Consider the following 20555-nt stretch of genomic DNA (forward strand, 5'->3'; position numbering starts at 1 on the left):
TTCTAAACTATAGTTTAGAAGGACTTTTTGTATTAAAGGTTTAATTCTTAAGACTAAAACTACTCACATATTTAAATAATTCTTCTTTTTGTTCCTCAGAAGTATAAGATATTATAATACTAATAGAAAAATCATTTAATACAGTTGCGTAATATGTTTGAGTTATTTTAAGCCCAATATATTCTAATTCTGTATCCATAACATAAAATGAAATTCCATTTATAGCTTGTGATTCAAAAGTTTCAGAAATATTAGTATAACTTAAAGATGTTTTACTTAATAATTTTCTTGCATGATATAAATAATCTTCACCACTCTCTATCCCAGGGAAATTTTTTGTGTTTTCAGCAACCATAATTAAACTTTGATTAAATTCTTCGGAAGGAGTATCTACTTCATTTCTAAAAATAGAAAGTAAATTTGCGGAATTGATCTCAGAAGCTTTAATAGCAGCCTTCATGTTTTCATCATCTCCTGCGATTATGTCTTTTCCTGCATTAACAAGACGATCAGTTTGTTCTTTTGATTGTACTACCCATCCTTCAGGAGTATTCATCTCAATATTAAAATAATCATTAGTGTAGATATCATTTTTAACACTACCGTAATCAAAATTAGCTGGTTTACCATTAGATTGGCAGTTCATCATTAAGATAGCTGTAATTGTTAAAATAGTAATATTTTTTATATGTTTCATATTTTAAAGGGCTTCTAAAAAGTTACTAAATTCTTCACTAATTGCAATATTACTTATGATATCTTCAGATTCAAATTTTATCTCGCCTTTATCATTCCGACTGGCTCTTTTGTTTTCTATAGAAAGGTAATTCTCATTAGTTTCATTTGCATACAAGGTAAAAACACTATGACTTTCAGCTTCAATATTTGCAGTTTTCTCTATTTCTTTAAGTAATTCTATATCTCCTGTTTCTAATGCGGTTTTGTATTTTTCAGTTAACCTAATGTAATCTAGGCCTTCTATCTCTTTTACAGCAAACCATTTATTATTAAATTCACAAAAAGGAATACTAGATTTTCCCATTGGAGGTAGCGCACCATAAAAAAGGACAATACCAGCTTCTATAATCCAAACTAAAATTAGAGCAATACCACTTACAGTTGTAGACATTATAGTCCAAACTCCTTCTTTTTGTATTTCAATTATAATATCTAACATGGTACCGGGTTCCATGATTAAACCAAACACCTGAAATATTTCTATATTGCTTGCTGCAATACCAATACTATCTGTACCATAGGTATCACTAACATTTAGCAATAAATCTAACCAAACGGCCCAACTGAAATATAATGCTATTAATACCCCAATAATTCCAAAAGTTAAAGCCAGCATTTTATTGCGCACCTTTCCCAGCTTTATTACAAAAAAATTAATAGCCATGGCAATACCAATACCAAAACCCATTGTAATAAAAAAGTTAATATAGGGCAGTGGAATATACCAAATAGCATAGGAATATATTAATGCTAGGATAGGGAGTACCGTAATACTACAGATAAAAAAGTAAAGAAAAGATAAAGGAGAAAATTTGTTAGAGGATTGGTAATACTTTGCCATGGTTTAATTTTGGTTTAGTGGTTATTTTTGGTCTTAATTTCTATCTAAGGAATAGATAAGTTTTATAAAAATACAAAATTTAATATTGCGAAAAAATACTTTATTCTTTAGTTTATTATGATTTTTAGCTCATTATAAGTGTAGTATAGCCGTTTTTATGATTATTTTTTTCATAAAATAGTTTTATAAAGCTAACAATTAGTTTCTAAGTTAGAATCTTAATTTTTTAATATTAATGATACACTTCACCAATTTTTTAGTGTTATATACATCATTATCTAATTAAAAGTGTTTATACTTGCGTTATATATTTATACTAAGCAGTCGGTTTTTTAATAAATACTATTCAAACTAATGGAAAAGAACTTAAAACGCATGGCAACCATGCAACGCCTGCAAACCACAGGTTTAGAATTATTTTACCAAAAAGGGTACTATAATACTAGTGTTGACGATATTTTAAAAGAATTATCCTTATCTAAAGGTGCTTTTTATTATCATTTTAAAACTAAAGAAGAATTTTTTATTAGCATTATACAGCAATTTATAGTTCCTAAAGTATACAGTATGCTAGTAGAACCTGTAGAACGTAAAGAAGACCCTTTAAACATTATTGCTAATACTATTGAGGAATCTCTTGAGACAGCCGAACATAACGAGTTAGATTTTGGCTTTGTGCTATCTAATTTTATGAGTGAGTTTAGTAAGAGAAATGATGAAATTATGGTTTACCTCACTGACATTCTTAAAATGTGGGAGGTGAGTTTAATTACAGCATTACAAAAAGGAAAATCTGATGGATATTTAGATCGCCATGCTGATAGTGAATCGATAGCTACCTATATTATCTCTTCTTATATTGGTATTAGAAATTTAATGGTAGAAGGAAATAGTAGAAATTTACGCTATAAATACATGCAACAATTACGGCGTTATTTTAAAGCAATTTCTATTTAGATACTACTTCTTCTATTTTATGAAATACAGTTTCTGGAAGAATAGTAGTTATGGCTTTATCATAGCCTTCTGGAAATTTATTTCCATAAATGGAGGTAGGGATTAAGGGGAATTGCGTTCTATTTGCTAAAAGCACATTTTCTTCCTGTTGAAAAGGATAAAAACCTGCATATGGATGCGTTACACCCCATAGGGTTACTGTTGGTATGGCATACATAGCTGCTAAATGTGCATTGCCACTATCCATAGCTAACATGATATCTAAATTAGAAATGATAGCTAATTCTTCTTTAAAAGATAGTTTCCCTGCCAAATTAATACAACTTTCATAGGTATTTTCTAGTTTTGCTAATTGTGCTTGCTCTACAGAACCGCCTCCAAATAACAATATTTTATACTTATCGGTACTTTCTAATAAATGAATTACTTCTTTCATTAATACTAAGGGGTACATTTTACCTTTAAATGCTGCAAAAGGTGCAATACCAATCCATATTTTACTGGTATCTCCTATAATTTGTTGTGTAGGTTTGTTTAGTGCTTGTTTTACTAAAAGTGGCGTATTTTCTAGCGTAATAGGAAAATCTAGTTTTTTAAATACATCAACATATCGTTCATGAGTAGTAGTTAAAGCCTTAAAATTTTTATTTTTTTTAGCAGTTAAAGCCTTTTTTTCAGTTCTGCCTTTATCAATTTGTATTGTTTTTATGCCACTTAATGTAAAGAAATATTTTAGAATGTTACTGCGTAAAACATTGTGTAAATCGGCAATTGCATCAATAGGTAAACAATTGAGTTCTTTGTAAAGTCTCCATAAACCAAATATGCCCTTATGTTTTCCTTTTACATCAGCTTCAAAAACGTGCACATTTGGAAACTGAGAAAACATAGGACTAAAAAAAGCTCTTGTTAAAACAGTAATTTTTAATTCTGGATATTGTTTTGTTAATGCACTGAGTACAGGTATCGTCATCGCAACATCGCCCATGGCAGATAAACGTATTATCAGCAGATGTTTTTTTGATGACATAAATAGTTTTATTTCTTTACTCTAAGGATAGGATTTAATTCATCATCATTGTACATTTTCATCTGTTTATAGACTTTCATGTATTTTGTACCATTCTCAATATCTGTAATTAACTGATTTATAGCAGAAGACAAATCTTTTTTTTGTTCTAGCAATATTTGTAATTTTTCTTTGCATTTTTCAATATGCTTAGTACTTGCATCAGAACGGTTTACCTCTTCTTGCATATGGTATAACTTTAATGCTAATATAGACAAACGATCTATAGCCCAGGCTGGACTTTCTGTATTTATCGTTGCGTTATCTTTTATTTCTACCGATTGGTATTTATTTAAAAAGTAACTATCAATATATTCAACTAAGTCTGTTCTGTCTTGGTTGCTAGCATCAATTTTTCGCTTAAGAATTAATGCATCTTCAGGATTAATATTTGGATCCCTAATAATATCTTCATAATGCCATTGTACTGTATCTATCCAATTTTTTCGGTATAATAAATGTTCAATATCGTTTTTAGGATATGGATTTAAAAACGATTGGTATACATCGTCTTTGATATGATAAGTAGCTATACTTTTTTCAAAAATGGTAAGGGCAAGTTCGCTGAACATAACTATAAAAATTTAAGGCAAAGATACTTTATTTAGTAAAATTTAAAGATAAGAAGGATAAGGGGAAGAATAATAGATACAATAAATAAGACTTCTTTATTTTTAGGTTTTTTAATGGTTTCAATATAATTAGAAATACATACTGCTGCAGGGAAAAAGGTCAATAGAATTGCGCTAATATTTGTTGATGAATTTAATAAAGTAATTATAATGCCAATAACGTATGTTATCGCTAATAACCTCATGTTAATAATTCTACCCAAACCAGATGCACCTACCTTAATAAGCGTAATGAATATTGTAATACTTGTAATAAAAAAGTAAATTATAGGAAGGGTACTATTTTGCCAGTTAAAAAAATAGGCTACTGTAAAATCTAATGTAAAGGTGTAATGTTTTTCAATAAAAATAAAATAATCTGTTAAGGCAAGTACACTTAAACTAATACTACTAAAAACTACTACACTTATAAAAGGGACAAACCAATTTCTAATGTTTTTGGGCTCGTATAAATAAATTGTAATAAATACTAATAGTAAAAATAATAGTGACCAATCATAAAAAAGACTTGAAACAAGTATCCATAAGGATGCATCAAAAATTTTTGCTTTTATTTTTAAGAGCGATTTTACACTAAGTAGCCTTCTAATTGCCAATAGGATAAAGAAAGTGCAAAAAATACTGTTTTTATCGGCCAATATTTCTGGAAAAAAAATAATTAAGATAGAAAAAAACAACACGGCATAGGTATGCGTACTTGTAATTTTATTGCGTTTCACAATAAAATCAATGATCATAACGCTAAATAAAAGTACAGCTACAGTTAGTGAATGCGAAAATATATTTTCTAATGAATAAGATTCTTTAAATAGAAAAATACTAATACAACCATAAAATACAAACAGTACAGTAAGTATAATTACATAATTAGACGGCTTTGTTTTTCCAAAAGTGGTTGAAATCATCTGAAATAAATACTTTTTTTATAGGGATCAAAGTTTTTCTTCATCCTCAAAAATAAACTATAAAAATTCCAATCATAAAAATTTATATAGTTTCTTAGCTTTTTATATTTTTGCAAGAAATATATTTTAAAGATGGAATCATTTTTTAGAGCGATAGAAGATTTATTTGTAAATGGATTTTTTCTTCCATTAGACAAACTTAGAGAACTAGAATTAACAAACTGGTTTATGGCAAATGGGATCAACTGGTTTTTTATGTTAATAGGAAGTGTTGCTTTTATCTATTGGATGGGCCAGTTAAAGAAATATAACGATAGTGGAGAGGAAAGTAAAGACGTTACTGCACATTCTTACTTGTAAATCCTCCCTTAATCCCTCCAAAGGAGAGAAAAAGTTAAGGTTTTATAAATCAAAACCGAGATCGGTTCTATAATACATCTTATCAAAATGGAGTTTTTCTACATTTTGATAAGATTTTTTTAATGCTTCTTGGTAATTCTTTCCAAAAGCGGTAACGGCTAATACCCTACCACCATTCGTAACGGTTTTTCCATCTTTTAAAGTTGTTCCTGCTTGGAAAACTACAGCATTATCAATAGCATTAAAACCAGTAATTTCTTTTCCTTTATCATAGGCTTCAGGATAGCCACCAGAAACAGTCATTACCGTAGTTGCGGTACGTTGGTCTAAGACTAAATCTATCTCATCAAGAGTTTGGTTAGCTACAGCTTGGAATACTTCAACCAGATCATTTTTTATTCTAGGAACTACTACTTCTGTTTCAGGATCTCCTAAACGTACGTTATATTCAATTACTTTTGGATCGTTAGCTACTTTTATAAGTCCTATGAAAATAAAACCTTTATAGGGTAAGTTATCTTTTTTAAGTCCTTCTACAGTGGGCAAAACAATTCTGCTGTGTATTTTGCTCATAAATTCATCATCTGCAAAAGGAACTGGTGAAATTGCACCCATACCACCCGTGTTAAGCCCAGTATCTCCTTCACCAATACGCTTATAATCTTTTGCAGTAGGTAATACTTTATAATTTTTACCATCAGTTAGTACAAAAACACTTAATTCTATACCATCAAGAAATTCTTCTATGACCACAGTAGTACTGGCATTTCCAAATTTCGCCGAAACGAGCATGTCTTTTAATTCGTTTTTAGCTTCTTCTAAGTTTTGTAATATTAAAACTCCTTTACCAGCTGCTAGGCCATCGGCCTTAAGAACATACGGTGGATTAAGTGTTTCCAAAAAAGCATATCCTTTTTCTAGTGTTTCAGCAGTAAAACTTTGATAAGCTGCTGTTGGAATTTTATGACGTATCATAAATTCTTTAGCAAAATCTTTACTGCCTTCTAATGTTGCTGCTGCTTTTTGTGGCCCTATTACTGGAATGTGCTTGATTGCTGTATCATTCAAGAAAAAATCATGAACTCCATTTACCAAAGGATCCTCCGGACCAACCACTACCATATCTATTTTTTCAGCTAAAACAGTTGTTTTAATTGCCCGAAAATCATTTACACCAATTGGTATATTTTTTGCGATTGCAGCTGTACCAGCGTTTCCGGGTGCAACAAATAGTTGTGTAAGTTTTGGGCTTTGCTTTAATTTCCAAGCAAGTGTATGTTCTCTACCGCCTGCTCCAAGAATTAGGATGTTCATTTTCTAAAAAATTTGATCAAAAATACGTTTTGATGCGGAAAATGGCTAAGAATAATATGCAATTCTTACAGATTAGATGTTTTTTATACTGTTATGTAACATTAACTTTGCTAAAACCTATATAAGTAACATTTTAAGTCCTATAAATAGTATAACTTTTATGCTTTGCATATAACAAATTGCTAAATATGACTGCTTTTTACGGAAACAAAGTATGTGGTTGGGTTGGATACTTTAAAAAAATTAGATTTAAAATTAGATATTACTTTAATTCATTAACTTTGTATTAAAATATAATCATCATGGTTTTTTCAGATATCATATTAGCAATTCCTGGACCCGCTTCGATAGTTTTAATAGTTGTGGCTATTTTACTTCTTTTTGGAGGAAAAAAAATTCCTGAATTAATGAGAGGTCTTGGGAGCGGAATTAAAGAATTTAAAGACGCATCTAAAGATGAAGAAGATGTAAATGATAAAATAGAAGAGAAAAAGTAATTTTTTCTTTGTAATACAAACCAAAAGCACCCTTTTAACTTATAAAAGGGTGCTTTTGGTTTGTATAAATACTTTTAATCGAGTTAAAGATAACTTCAACTGTTTAATTTGATACATATGTTAACTAATAATTAGTTTTACATTGTTATTTTGTCAAAAAAATTAGTGTTTTTTATCGATCACGTACAGTAAAATCAATACAAAAACAGCATTTCACGACATAAAACAAGAAGTTCACAACAAATAATGAACTAAACTAAGCTTAAATGTTAAATTTGTTAACGAAATGGTTGGTTATCAATTAAATGTTGTGAAACTATTTCAATATTATACTGTTAATAGTATAGAAAAATGAATACAATCTTATCAAAAATAATAGCAACAATTGTGTTGTTAATGTCTTTTAGCTTAGCTGCTCAGGAAACTAAAAATAGTATTCCTGACTTTAGTATTGCTAGTAGTATTAGTAATAATACCAATCATATTTCATCTCTTCTTCAACTACCACGTCAAAATAGTAGATCAACAAGAGATAACTCTTCTACCTATTCTAAAGGAAAAATTGCAAACGGATATTATGTGATTACCTCTAGTTTTTCAAAAAAGAAAAATGCATTAAGAGAAGTAAAGAAATTAAAAAGAAAAGGTTTTAATGCAGGTTCTATATATAAAGAAGATGATGCATTAAATTATGTATATGTGAGTCATCATGATAATTTAAATGATGTTGTAAAATCGTACCAAAGAGGTTTATATAAAATATCTGAAGACTTTTGGATTCTTAAAGTAGAAGGTAATGATATGCCTAATAAAGAAATTGTAATTAAAAAAGTTTCATCTGACATCCTTAAGAGTGTAGCAACTAATAAAAAAAATACAGCGGTTAAAACAAAAAAACTCATAACTAAAGCAGATCAATATTTTAATAAATTATGGTATACGGAGTCTGCAGATTTATATGAAGAAATTTTAAAGGATAAGAATAACTATTCATACGAAACAATTAAAAAAGCAGCTGATGCTCATTATTTCAATTCAAATATGGCACAAGCTTTAAAATGGTATGAAATTTTATATAATGACTACAATAACGAAGTGTCCTCTGATAATGTCTTTAGATATGCACACGCATTAAAGGGTACAGGTAATTATGACAAAGCAAAAAGATTAATGCGTTTGTATAATGGTGTAGATGAAAATGTTGCTGTAGCTACTAAACCTTTATTGAGAAAAGAACAAACTTTAGATAATATTATAAATGCAGAAGCACAATATAGTGTAGAAAATTTAAGTGTAAATTCTGAATATTCAGATTTTTCTCCTATGTTCCTTGATGAGGATAAGATTGTTTTTACCTCTGCAAAAGATTCTTCTTTTTTAAATACAAGACGCTATAAATGGAACAATCAACCCTATTTAGATTTATATGTAGCCAAAGTAAACGAAGAATCTAGAGATCTAAAAAAAGCCATTAAATTCTCTAAAAAAGTAAACACTAAATACCATGAAGCTTCGGCTACCTTCTCTCCTGATCATAAAACCATGTATTTTACAAGAAATAATTATGGTAAAAAGTTAAGAAGAGCAAAAAACGGAATTAATCATTTAAAAATATACAAATCTGTAAAGGTAGACGATGAGTGGTCTGCAGCGACAGAAGTTACTTTTAATAGTGATGAATATTCTACAGGGCATCCAGCTTTAAGTAAAGATGGTAAATTATTATATTTTGTTTCTGATATGCCTGGAAGCATTGGTATGACAGATATTTATGTTGTTGATGTACTAGAAAATGGTCGTTTTTCTAAACCTCGCAATTTAGGACCAGAAGTAAATACAAAACGAAAAGAAATGTTTCCTTTTGTAACAGATAAGAAATTATACTTTTCATCAGACGGACATGTTGGTTTAGGTGGCTTAGACGTATATGAATCTACGATTAGTGAAGAAGGTTTTGAAAAAGCAAAAAATGTAGGAAAGCCTATCAATAGCAAAAAAGATGACTTTTCATACATTATAAACGAAGAAAACCAAAAAGGTTATTTTGCTTCGAATAGAAAAGGAGGGAAAGGAGATGATGACATTTATTCATTTGAACGCATAATACCAGAAAAAGTAGCTACAATAGATGCTATTTCAGAAAAAATTACTGAATTAATTACAAACGATTCTATCCCTGACTTAGTAATTGATAAGATTAAGTTGAAAGAAAATATTTACTACGACGAAGAAAAAGCAGTTACCATTGCTTTAAACGATACCGTAAGTGTTGATGTTCCAAAGCCATTAGCAACCTTGCTTGATGAGAATAAAATTAAGTTGAAAGAAATTGAAACGGAACAAGGTAATGTTATTGTTTTTGAAGAGTTAGGAGTAGCTCAAAAAGATGTTACCATAACCAAAGAAAACGTTTATTATGATGAAGAAAAAGCAGTTACGATTGCTTTAAACGATAGTGTAAGTATTAACGTTCCAAAAGCGCTAGTCAACTCATTAGACGAGCGTAAAATTAAATTGAAAGAAGTTGAAACAAAACAAGGTACTGTTGTTGTCTTTGAAAACACAGAAGTAGCTCAAAAAGATGTAAACATAGCAAAAGAAAATATTGTAATAGAAGAAGGTATTACAAAATTTAAAACTGAACCAATTTACTTTAATTTCGATAAATCTTTTATTCGTAAAGATGCTTCTGTAGAATTAGATAAGCTTGTTGCAGCAATGAAAGCAAACTCAGAAATGGTTATCAAAATAGAATCGCATACAGATACTAGAGGACCAAAAGCATATAACAAATACTTATCTGATAAACGTGCTAAAGCCTCAAGAGACTATATCATATCTAAAGGAATAGATGCAGCTAGAATAGAGAGTGCTATAGGATATGGAGAAGAAAAATTATTTAATGACTGTACCAGTTGTACTAGAGAACAGCACGCTCAGAACAGACGTTCAGAGTTTATTATTGTAAACATGTAAAACAATTTTAAAGAAAAATAAAAGATCTGGTTTACAGATCTTTTTATTTAGATGCTTGTAAAGTATATAAACTATCTTTAATCTATTTTGTTCCAATAATAAATTCCATCCTGATCTACTTCTATTTTAATTACTTTATTGTTAGCATTTAATATAAATTTAAAAAGCGCTTTAGAGGCTTTATGAACAAAATGAAACTCATCTATAGCATCTAGTTTCAAGACTACATCAGGATGATGATCACTTATTGAAGCATAAAGTAGCTCATTATTTAATGTTAATTTTAATATGCGAGTTGGTTTAGTTGCAAATGTATATGTCCCAATATACTTTTTTAAAGTTTCTGGTTTTAATTTTATTGTTTTATAGGGCAAAGGTTTTTCTGTAACGAAGTGAAGCAGATCATACACTATCGTTTTAGTGTCTTTAAACTCAGAATTGGCGTATATGCTTATATAGGTATTTTGCTTAGGGTAAAACAGCCCATTTGTTGCAACACCAAATAAGTCTCCACCATGGCGGATTACCTTATTTCCATAAAAGTCTTCAATAAAAAAACCATAACTATATGGGTTTAGATCATTATTTAGAAGTTTATAACTTGTATATGCTTTTTTTAGTGTTTTCTTTTTTAATACAGTATTGTTTTGTAGCCCTGTATTCCATTTATTTAAATCTTCCATTGTAGAGAGTATCCCTCCTGCAGAAAAGACTGTAGAGCTATGTATTTTATGATTAGGAAAAGTAGGGCTATAAGCTCCTTTCTTTTGTCTATAACCTGTAGCCAATCTATTTTTTGAAATTTCGGGTGTAAACCAATAATAAGAATCAGTCATTTGTAAAGGTTTAAAAAAATGCTCTTCTAGGTATTCTCCATACGTTAAGCCAGAAACTTTCTCAATGATCATTCCTAATAGAAAGTAATTAGAGTTACTATAGCTCCACTTATTTTCGGGTTTAAAAAGAAGAGGGCTGTCCTCAAATAAATGCAATATTTCTTGTTGCTTGTATTCTTTTGTTATTAGGTACGTTTCATGATCTTCTACATCAAAATATTCTGGTATTCCGGATGACATAGAAAGTAAATGGTGAATAGTAATAGGATTCTCTTTCCTTGGAAAGGAAGGAATGTATTTTTGAATTTCGTCTGTAAGTGCTAATTTTCTTTGTTCATACAATTGCAGAATAGCGATTGCTGTAAATTGTTTACTCATAGAAGCTATAGGGAAAACCATAGCTGTTTGTAGTGGCGCCCCTTTTTCAATATTTGCTAAACCAATCGCTTTCTCATATATTTTCTGATCATTTTGGTTAATTCTGATGATAACTCCAGGTTCATCAGGTTTAAACTCTTGATTTAAATAATGATCAATTTGTTGAATGGTTTCTTTACTAAGCTGTCCGTTAGCAGCTATAATTGTAATTAAAAATGCAATACTGAAATAATATACGTTTTTCATTTTTTTTGTTTTTCCCAAATCAAAGGAATAGAAGTACTTCAATCTATTCAAATCTATATTTGAGACGTATTTAATCTACTTTTTGGTCTTTTCTAAACTGTTTTGGAGTAGTCTTCTCAAAATACATAAAGGCTCTCTGAAATGTAGCTTGTGAATTAAAACCAGAATCAAATGCTATTCCCGTAATAGTTAAATAATTATATTTTGGATTGGCTAATCGCTGTTTTACTTCTTCTACCCTGTAATAGTTTAAAAATTCATTAAAACTTTTGTTTAAATGCTGATTTAATACTGCAGAGATGGTCTTTTGCGGAATTTGTATGTGTTCAGCCAAAGTATTTAATTTAAGTGTAGGGTTTAAGTACAGTTGCTCTTTTGTCATTGTTTTTTTAAGTAGAGCAATACAGTTATGAACGACTTCTGAATCAAGTGTTATTGCAGATTTTGATGCAACATAAGACTTATACCGAATCATCAGTGCATTAATTCCTAACCAATAAATTAAGATAACTAAAGGGATATAAATAGGATAAAAACCAAAATGAGCTACCAAAAAATTTGACGAAAAGGGAAGAATATAAAGTACTAAATAAATAAACCATACCATTAAAATTAGAAGAAATCCAAAATGAAAAGTCCTAGCCCATTGCATTACTTTTTCGTTTTTAATTTTCTTTTTTTGAGTTAGATACTTATGTGAGATCCAAGTATAAATTGCCATAGCAATCCATCTAGGAATATCCATGTATTTCTGATACGTATCAATTAAACCACCCCAAAAATTACTTTCGCTACTATTTAATGGTGCTTTTATTCCAGAATAAAGGGCTAATACAATAATTAAACCTAATAGATAAGGTGCAAAATCTAGTAATACAGTACTAAAATGAATTTTCTTTTTCTGATTTATTCTAAAATCTTCTTCTAATAGTGCTCTTATATAAAAATAAAGTAAAGGACCAACTGGCATATAAATACCCAATGGAATAATGGTTCTACAAATGTTATATAGGGTTGAGTTTTCTGGTCCATCAATAGCTTCAAGTAAGAAAATATTAAAACAATCTATTGCAATAATTCCTATTAGTATGGCTAAAATTTTATTGGCCACATTGTTATCCTTTATCCTATAAAGAAGTACTGATGTAATAATACCCTGAATGGCACCAAGGAGAATAAGCGTATTTAAAAAAGAATTGAATGTCAATGTTAAAAGTATTTCGTTTTTATAATGAAAATCTAATCAGCAAAGAACATACCATAATTAAATAAACGGCATAGTATATGATTCCTCATAAAAAAAGACCTTCGTTTAAGAAGATCTTTTTAATATGGTTTGCACTATTTTAAGGTTTTACCCTTTTAGAGAAGCGGATAAGAACTCTCTATTCATACGTGCAATATTTTCTAAAGAAATTCCTTTAGGACATTCTACTTCGCAAGCTCCAGTATTGGTGCAATTTCCAAAACCTTCTTCATCCATTTGTTTTACCATGTTTAATACACGGTCAGTTGCCTCAACTTGCCCTTGGGGTAATAAAGCAAATTGCGATACTTTAGCAGATACAAATAGCATAGCACTAGAGTTTTTGCAACTGGCTACACAAGCACCACAACCAATACAAGTTGCCGCATCAAACGCAGTATCTGCATCATGTTTGTTTACCGGTATTGCATTGGCATCAATCGTATTTCCAGATGTATTTACAGAAATAAACCCACCTGCATGTTGCACACGGTCAAAAGCACTTCTGTCTACTACTAAATCTTTTATAACAGGGAATGCATTTGCTCTAAATGGCTCAATATGTATGGTATCACCATCTTTAAACATACGCATATGCAATTGGCATGTAGTAACCCCTCTGTCTGGTCCATGGGCTTCTCCATTTATGTATAATGAACAAGAACCACAAATACCTTCACGGCAGTCATGATCAAATGCTACAGGCTCTTCGCCTTTAGTAATTAATTCATTATTTAAAACATCTAACATTTCTAGGAAAGACATATCTGGTGAGATATTGCTGATAGGATAATCAACTATTTTTCCTTTGTCGTTAGCGCCTTTTTGACGCCATATTTTTAGTGTTAAATTCATAACTATTTTAGTTTTTAGTGGTGAGCGAAAAGCGAAAAGTTTTAAGTCTTCTCTTCAAGCTTACTTATCAAAGAATTTAGCATTTTACTAATTTCAATAATTAAGTTTTCTATTGATTCGCTATCATTTATATACTTTAACTGTTTTGTAATTAAAATTTGTGTTTCTAATTCAAATAAAGAACCTCTAGAGATTCTTAAGAATTGAATATAATTTTTTCTAGATAATCGTCCCCATCCTTCAGCTATGTTTGAAGGTATTGAAATCGAACATCTTCTCATTTGACTTGTTAAACCAAATCGTTCATCATCGGGGAAAGACTTTGTTACATCATAAACTTTAGTTACTAGTTTCATGGACTTTTGCCAAACTATCAACTCTTTGTATGATTTTATGTTACTCACTCTTTCCTTATCACTTTTCGCTAACTTCTATTATTATTTATAACTTCTTTCTTTTACTTCTATATTTTCGTAAACTAAATCTTCTTTGTGTAGCACTGCATCTTTAGGTTCTCCTTTATATTCCCATGCAGAAACAAATTGAAATTCTTTTTTACGCATCGCTTCCCCTTCTGGAGTCTGGTATTCATCTCTAAAATGCCCTCCTGCAGATTCTTCTCTTACCAAAGCATCTTTGGCAAATAATTCTCCTAATTCTAGGAAGTCTGCTACTCTCCCAGCTTTAGCAAGTTCTTCATTAAACTCATTTGCGCTTCCAGGTACCCGAACTTCTTTCCAAAATTCTGCTCTAAGCGCAGCAATTTCTTCAATAGCTTCTTTAAGCTCTTTTTCATTTCTAGCCATTCCACATTTATTCCACATAATTTTACCTAAGCGTTTGTGGAAATAATCTACTGGTTTAGAACCATTATTGTTAATTAAATGTTCTATTTCAGATTTTACTTTGTTTTCCGCTTCTTCAAACTCAGGCGTTTCTGTAGAAATTGGTCCAGTACGGATATCATCAGCTAAATAATCACCAATAGTATAAGGTAATACAAAATAGCCATCTGCTAAACCTTGCATTAAGGCAGAAGCTCCTAAACGGTTAGCGCCATGATCAGAAAAATTAGCCTCACCAATACAGTATAAGCCTGGAATTGTAGTTTGTAAATTATAATCAACCCAAACACCACCCATAGTGTAATGCACAGCAGGGTAGATCATCATCGGCGTTTCATACGGATTCTCATCTACAATCTTCTCGTACATTTGAAATAAGTTACCATACTTATTTTTTACGACTTCTTGTCCTAGTTTTTTAACTAGTGCAGCATCATTCTGATCTAAGTGTTTTATTTGTGCTTGTTCTTTTCCGTAACGTTGAATAGCTGATGCAAAATCTAAATAAACAGCCTCACCAGTTGCATTAACTCCAAAACCAGCATCACAACGTTCTTTTGCAGCTCTGGAGGCAACATCACGAGGAACAAGATTACCGAAAGCAGGGTAACGACGCTCTAAATAATAATCGCGCTCTTCTTCTGATAACTGTGTTGGTTTTAAGGTTTTATTTCTAATAGCCTCTACATCTTTTTGATGTTTTGGTACCCAGATACGTCCGTCGTTACGTAAAGACTCAGACATCAATGTTAATTTAGACTGATGGTCTCCTGAAACAGGAATACAAGTTGGGTGAATTTGTGTGTAACAAGGGTTTGCAAAATAAGCACCTCGTTTGTGTGCTTTCCAACCAGCAGTAACATTACTACCCATGGCATTTGTAGATAGGAAAAATACATTTCCGTAACCACCAGTTCCTAATACTACTGCGTGTGCAGAATGCCGTTCTATTTCTCCTGTTACTAAATTACGGGTAATAATACCTCTAGCTTTCCCATCTACTTTTACAACGTCTAGCATTTCATGACGGTTGTACATTTTTATTTTACCACGACCAATTTGTCGGTTCATAGCAGAATAAGCGCCTAAAAGTAATTGTTGCCCCGTTTGCCCTTTCGCATAGAAGGTACGCGATACTAATACGCCACCGAAAGAACGATTGTCTAGTAAACCACCATAATCTCTTGCAAAAGGAACTCCTTGTGCAACACACTGGTCAATAATATTAGTAGATACTTCTGCCAATCGATATACATTGGCTTCACGAGAGCGGTAATCACCACCTTTTACGGTATCGTAAAACAGACGATATGTAGAATCACCATCGCCTTGATAATTTTTTGCAGCATTAATTCCTCCCTGTGCGGCAATTGAATGCGCACGTCTTGGAGAATCTTGAAAACAGAATGCTTTTACATTGTATCCTAATTCAGCTAAGGTAGCAGCAGCAGAACCGCCTGCTAAACCAGTACCTACAACAATAACATCAATAAGACGCTTATTAGCAGGGTTTACTAAATTAATTTTATTTTTATGATTTGTCCACTTATCTGCTAGTGGTCCTTGAGGTATTTTAGAATCTAAAGCCATGTGAAAATGTTTTAGTGTACGTTATTTAAAGTGATGGATTAAAGCAATAGCAATAAATCCTAATGGAATTAGAATAGCATATGCTTTTCCTGCTCCTTTAATTGCTTTAGTGTATTTATTATTTGCTCCAATAGATTGAAAAGCAGAATCGAAACCATGTAGAAGGTGTAACGCTAAAAAGATGAAACCTAAACAATATAGTGCTACTCTCCAAATTGGCTCAAATTTATGAACAAGCTCTTCATAATATCTAAAACCACTGGCAGCATTGCTAGGATCTATTAAACCAGAAGTATCGCCTGCAACGTATTTTACGTTTAATTCCGGGATCCAGAAATCAATAAAATGTATCACAAGAAATACTAAAATAAAACCACCACTATAAATCATGTTTCTACTCATCCAAGTAGAGTTTGCAGCACCATTATTTTTAGCGTAACTCACTTTTCTTGCATTGTGGTTTTTTATTTCTAAGACAAAACCCATTATAAAATGAAAAACAACTCCAAAAATTAATATGGGTTGCAATGCAAATTGCACAAGGGGATTGGTCCCCATAAAATGAGAAACTTCATTAAAAACATCTGGACTGAAAACAGATAGGATATTGATTGAAAAATGCTGTAGGATAAAAAACATTAGAAAGAGTGCTGATAAGGCCATTGCAAACTTTCTACCAATTGAAGAATTTAAAATTCCGCTCATTTCTTAAAAATTTTGTTACACAAAGTTAAGTCACAACGAAGTTATTAACAAGTTTAGTATTGTATTTATACTAATTATGCATAATGGTTGTATTGTGTTTAATCTATTTTAAAATATGAGACGTTTAAAGGAAGTTAAACTCAACAAAAAATTAATATTTTTTTCACGGTTTTGGGAATTTATCTAAAATTTTAATCATCTTAAATGATTTTAATAAATGAAAAAGTCCCGGTAGAATAATAAGGCCTCCAATGATAAGTGAAATACCTAATGTATTTATGACACTATCAGGAGCTACACCATCCATTAGGCTTAAACTCCCTTCTTTTGTAAAGAGTATATCTGGAAAAATAGGCATAAAAGCGGCAGTTAAAATCAACAATACCTGAAAACCTGCTAAGAATCTGCTCCAAATTCTTCTCCCCTTTTTGATACAGAGCCAAAGTGGAAAAAGTAAAATGCCTGATACTATTACTGCACTGATAGCATATGCATTTGAAACAAAAAAAATAACAAATGGTATTTTTTTAAAGTATCCATAAAGAAGTACTATAAAACCAGTTATCACCAGTGCTAAAATAAAATTACTCGCTCTTTTTATATATGTTTTTTTTGTAAATTCATCAGCTTCTCCAATGAGTAAAACAGCAGCTAAAAAAGCACATAGTAATGCAAAAAATATACCAATAAGTATTGAAAAAATATTTAACCAAGGGAAAATATATAAGTCAGGAAAAGCATGTTTTGCAACATCATTCACAATAATTTTACCACTTAAAAGTGCGCCAAAAGTCATTCCTATAAAAACAGGAGTCAGCAAACTTGAAATTTTAAAAAGCCAGTTGTATAGTAGTTGCGATTTATCTTTGTAGGCATCATAATGTCTAAACACAAAAGCTACTCCTCTTAAAGTTATCCCTAAAAGCATTAAAGTAAGCGGAATGTGTAATGAGATCATTAATACGTTATAAAACTTTGGAAAGCCTATCCATAAAATCACGATTAAAATAATAATCCAAATATGATTGGCTTCCCAAACTGGCCCCATAACCCTATAAACAGTCTTTTTTGTAATCGTTTGGTTTTTTTTAGAAGAAAACAATTCTACCATACCTGCACCAAAATCGGCACCTGCTAGCAATACATAAAATAACAGCGAGAATCCTAGAAAAAATAATACAACGAATATCATACTGATAGATTTTCAGGGTTATTTAATGCTTTTAATTGCCTTTTCATGAGCCAAGTAACAGCAACCGTAAGTGTAGCATAAACAGCAATGTACATATAGAGACTGTATATAATTCCTGGAACAGGAGTAACCGCATCTTTGGTCTTCATAATATTATGAATAATCCAGGGTTGCCTACCCACTTCAGTAACAATCCAACCTGCTTCTAAGGCAATAAAGCCCATAGGTGTTAGTAGTGCAAAAAGAAGCCAAAATCTTAGATGATTAAACCAAGAACGTTTTTTAAATAAGGCGATAAAAAATAAAATTGCACATAATACTAATAAGGCACCTATACCTACCATAGTTTGAAAAGCATAGTGAACAATAGCTACTTTAGGTCGTTCACTTTCTGGAAAATCATTTAAACCCTTTACTTCTGCATCAAAATCTCCAAAGGCTAAAAAAGATAGTGCTTTTGGGATTTCTATTTTATAGTTAACTTCTTGTGTTTCTTCATTTACAATACCACCGATATAAAGCGGAACTCCTTTAGCTGTTTCATAATGTGCTTCCATAGCAGCAAGTTTTGCGGGTTGTCGTTCCGCAATATCTTTGGCAGAAATATCGCCACTAATAGGTTGTAAAATAGCAGCGATAGCACCAAAAGTAAGTGCTATTTTAAATGCTTTTTTATGCAGTTCCAGATTATTCCGTTTTTTATAGATTTGGTACGCATGGATTCCAGCTACAGCAAAACCAACAGCGGTAAATGCTGCTAAAGTCATATGTAATGCCTGTGTAAACCATGCAGGGTTTAGTAAAGCTTGTATAGGATCTATATTTAGAAATTCACCATTTATATAATCAAATCCAGTAGGGGCATTCATCCAACCATTAGCAGCCACTACTAAAATACCGGATGACACTCCAGATATTCCAACAATAATCCCGGTAAACCAATGAAATTTTTCTGGTATTTTATTCCAACCATAGAGATAAAATCCTAAGGCTATGGCTTCTACAAAAAAGGCAGCTCCTTCTAAAGAAAAAGGCATCCCAATAATAGGACCCGCATGTTTCATAAATTCTGGCCAAAGTAAGCCTAATTCAAAAGATAAAGCAGTTCCAGAAACAGCTCCTGTAACAAAAAAAATTGCAACTCCTTTTTGCCAAGATTTGGTAAGTGTTAAATAGATAGGATCTCTGGTTTTTAACCATTTTTTATGGGATACAATCATAAAAAAAGGCATCACCATACCAATGCAAGCAAAAACAATATGAAAGATTAATGTAAAGGCCATTTGAAGTCTCGCGGCATCTAAATTTTCCATAGGTTTTGCTTTAGAAATTGTCTTTTACAAAGATACGATATGGAGTCTTTTTTTACTCAAATTATAAGTAGAACTTTATGGTAGATTTTCTATTGTAGAATTTGGTAAATTCTAATTTTATTATTGATTATTTTAAATTACTCAATAACAAAACCATTACCTCCTCTATAACTTAAAATAATGCCATGGGTAGTACCTAAAGGAGAATTTGCGTTGCCACTGGTATAACTGTATAAGGCTCTAAAGTTTTTTAGAATATAAAAACCAGCAAAGGCATTTAAAGAAGCACTGGTTCGGAATCCTGCACCTATTTCTATACTGTTTTTGATGCTTAACGAAAGATTAGTATCTATTTGTAGTGGAGCCCCTTGCTCGTATTTAACCAGCATACTTGGTTTTAAAATATAATCGGGTTGGTATTTATTTAAAATAAAATGATATCCTGTGTAGCCATATACAGGTTGCGAAATAGTTAAATTATTTTGATTTGCAAAAGAATCTCCTAAAAGATTAGGAGCAGAAAGCCCTGCGAAAAAATTGCCGAAACCAAATAATACTCCAGCTCCAACACTTGGGAGTGTAGCATTTACATTTTCTGCAAAATTAGGATCGTTTTCAATACCTAATCGTAATAAATCTTGGTTGTATAATAAAGCTCCAGCACTTAATCCAAACGAAACAAAAGAGCGTTTGTATATTTTCCAATAGGGATAAGAATTATCGTTCAGAAAAATTCGATAGGAATAGGTTCCAAAAACTTGTGTAGCTGAGGTAACTCCAATTTGATCACTAATAATACCCCCGCCAAGACCCATTTTTTCATTGCGTAATGGGGTATTTAAGGAGAATACAAAACTTTGAGGTGCACCATCAAAATTTTGATTTCCAAAACCAATATTGCTCAATGTAGCTTCTGTAGCATCAGATACGCCAGTATAAGCCGCGTTAATGATAAAAGGATTGTAATTATATTCCGTAAAACTCGGTGTCTGTTGTGCTACGATAGAAAAAGTAGACCAACAAAAAAATAAGAATAGTAGGTGTTTTAGCTTGGTCATAG

Annotated in this window: 19 protein-coding genes; 4 read left to right on the plus strand and 15 right to left on the minus strand. The window is 31.2% G+C overall.

The features are described from left to right. Positions 1-40: 40 nt before the first annotated feature. Together ACZ451_RS06150 and ACZ451_RS06155 are read right to left on the minus strand one after the other, a co-directional pair. Positions 41-697, minus strand: a complete 657-nt coding sequence (locus ACZ451_RS06150; protein ID WP_464216229.1) for a hypothetical protein — start codon at positions 695-697, stop codon at positions 41-43. 3 nt (positions 698-700) lie between these two features. Next, positions 701-1579: a hypothetical protein gene (locus ACZ451_RS06155; protein WP_464216230.1), complete on the minus strand. Its 879-nt coding sequence runs from the start codon at positions 1577-1579 to the stop codon at positions 701-703. 354 nt (positions 1580-1933) lie between these two features. Here ACZ451_RS06155 and ACZ451_RS06160 point away from each other — a divergent pair, with 354 nt between their 5' ends. After that, entirely contained in the window at positions 1934-2536 is a 603-nt protein-coding gene (locus ACZ451_RS06160; protein ID WP_464216231.1) for a TetR/AcrR family transcriptional regulator, read from the plus strand. Here the strand turns inward: ACZ451_RS06160 and ACZ451_RS06165 are convergent. The 3 genes from ACZ451_RS06165 to ACZ451_RS06175 are packed head-to-tail and all read right to left on the minus strand — an operon-like array spanning position 2529 to position 5142. Further along, positions 2529-3566 carry a glycosyltransferase family 9 protein gene (locus tag ACZ451_RS06165; protein ID WP_464216232.1) on the minus strand — a complete coding sequence of 346 codons (1038 nt, stop codon included), beginning with the start codon at positions 3564-3566 and terminating at the stop codon, positions 2529-2531. The genes ACZ451_RS06160 and ACZ451_RS06165 overlap by 8 nt on opposite strands. Positions 3567-3574: 8 nt before the next feature. Continuing rightward, positions 3575-4177, minus strand: coding sequence for a DUF4254 domain-containing protein (locus tag ACZ451_RS06170; protein WP_464216233.1), 603 nt, complete (start codon positions 4175-4177; stop codon positions 3575-3577). A 32-nt stretch (positions 4178-4209) separates the two neighbouring features. Continuing rightward, the gene (locus ACZ451_RS06175) at positions 4210-5142 is read right to left on the minus strand and encodes a DUF6427 family protein (protein WP_464216234.1); all 933 of its coding nucleotides are present in this window, start codon (positions 5140-5142) and stop codon (positions 4210-4212) included. 132 nt (positions 5143-5274) lie between these two features. Between ACZ451_RS06175 and ACZ451_RS06180 the strand changes: the two genes are divergently transcribed. Further along, complete coding sequence (locus ACZ451_RS06180) at positions 5275-5502, plus strand: DUF6341 family protein (RefSeq protein WP_464216235.1); 228 nt, start codon at positions 5275-5277, stop codon at positions 5500-5502. Positions 5503-5544: 42 nt separating this feature from the next. On the opposite strand, the gene purD is transcribed toward ACZ451_RS06180, so the two are convergent. Then, on the minus strand, positions 5545-6816 hold the full coding sequence (gene purD / locus ACZ451_RS06185; protein WP_464216236.1) for a phosphoribosylamine--glycine ligase: 1272 nt from the start codon (positions 6814-6816) through the stop codon (positions 5545-5547). Positions 6817-7118: 302 nt separating this feature from the next. Here purD and ACZ451_RS06190 point away from each other — a divergent pair, with 302 nt between their 5' ends. Continuing rightward, positions 7119-7313: a twin-arginine translocase TatA/TatE family subunit gene (locus ACZ451_RS06190; protein ID WP_464216237.1), complete on the plus strand. Its 195-nt coding sequence runs from the start codon at positions 7119-7121 to the stop codon at positions 7311-7313. Positions 7314-7664: 351 nt separating this feature from the next. Next, positions 7665-10289, plus strand: coding sequence for an OmpA family protein (locus ACZ451_RS06195; RefSeq protein WP_464216238.1), 2625 nt, complete (start codon positions 7665-7667; stop codon positions 10287-10289). A 77-nt stretch (positions 10290-10366) separates the two neighbouring features. Here the strand turns inward: ACZ451_RS06195 and ACZ451_RS06200 are convergent, their stop codons facing one another. The 9 genes from ACZ451_RS06200 to ACZ451_RS06240 form a co-directional block, all read right to left on the minus strand. Further along, positions 10367-11749, minus strand: coding sequence for a serine hydrolase domain-containing protein (locus tag ACZ451_RS06200; protein WP_464216239.1), 1383 nt, complete (start codon positions 11747-11749; stop codon positions 10367-10369). Between the two features lie 70 nt (positions 11750-11819). Further along, positions 11820-12956, minus strand: coding sequence for a helix-turn-helix domain-containing protein (locus ACZ451_RS06205; protein ID WP_464216240.1), 1137 nt, complete (start codon positions 12954-12956; stop codon positions 11820-11822). Between the two features lie 147 nt (positions 12957-13103). Next, entirely contained in the window at positions 13104-13850 is a 747-nt protein-coding gene (locus tag ACZ451_RS06210; protein ID WP_464216241.1) for a succinate dehydrogenase/fumarate reductase iron-sulfur subunit, read from the minus strand. A gap of 41 nt (positions 13851-13891) precedes the next feature. Then, on the minus strand, positions 13892-14254 hold the full coding sequence (locus tag ACZ451_RS06215; RefSeq protein WP_464216242.1) for a four helix bundle protein: 363 nt from the start codon (positions 14252-14254) through the stop codon (positions 13892-13894). Positions 14255-14287: 33 nt separating this feature from the next. Next, positions 14288-16285 carry a fumarate reductase/succinate dehydrogenase flavoprotein subunit gene (locus tag ACZ451_RS06220; RefSeq protein ID WP_464216243.1) on the minus strand — a complete coding sequence of 666 codons (1998 nt, stop codon included), beginning with the start codon at positions 16283-16285 and terminating at the stop codon, positions 14288-14290. Between the two features lie 21 nt (positions 16286-16306). Continuing rightward, on the minus strand, positions 16307-16990 hold the full coding sequence (locus ACZ451_RS06225; protein ID WP_464216244.1) for a succinate dehydrogenase cytochrome b subunit: 684 nt from the start codon (positions 16988-16990) through the stop codon (positions 16307-16309). A 163-nt stretch (positions 16991-17153) separates the two neighbouring features. Beyond that, on the minus strand, positions 17154-18182 hold the full coding sequence (locus ACZ451_RS06230; protein WP_464216245.1) for a cytochrome d ubiquinol oxidase subunit II: 1029 nt from the start codon (positions 18180-18182) through the stop codon (positions 17154-17156). After that, complete coding sequence (locus ACZ451_RS06235) at positions 18179-19495, minus strand: cytochrome ubiquinol oxidase subunit I (RefSeq protein ID WP_464216246.1); 1317 nt, start codon at positions 19493-19495, stop codon at positions 18179-18181. Before ACZ451_RS06235 ends, ACZ451_RS06230 begins: the two co-directional genes overlap by 4 nt. A 137-nt stretch (positions 19496-19632) precedes the next feature. After that, complete coding sequence (locus tag ACZ451_RS06240; protein ID WP_464216248.1) at positions 19633-20553, minus strand: PorP/SprF family type IX secretion system membrane protein; 921 nt, start codon at positions 20551-20553, stop codon at positions 19633-19635. Between the last annotated feature and the right edge of the window lie 2 nt (positions 20554-20555).

It is taken from the genome of Allocellulophaga tsushimaensis (assembly GCF_055383085.1).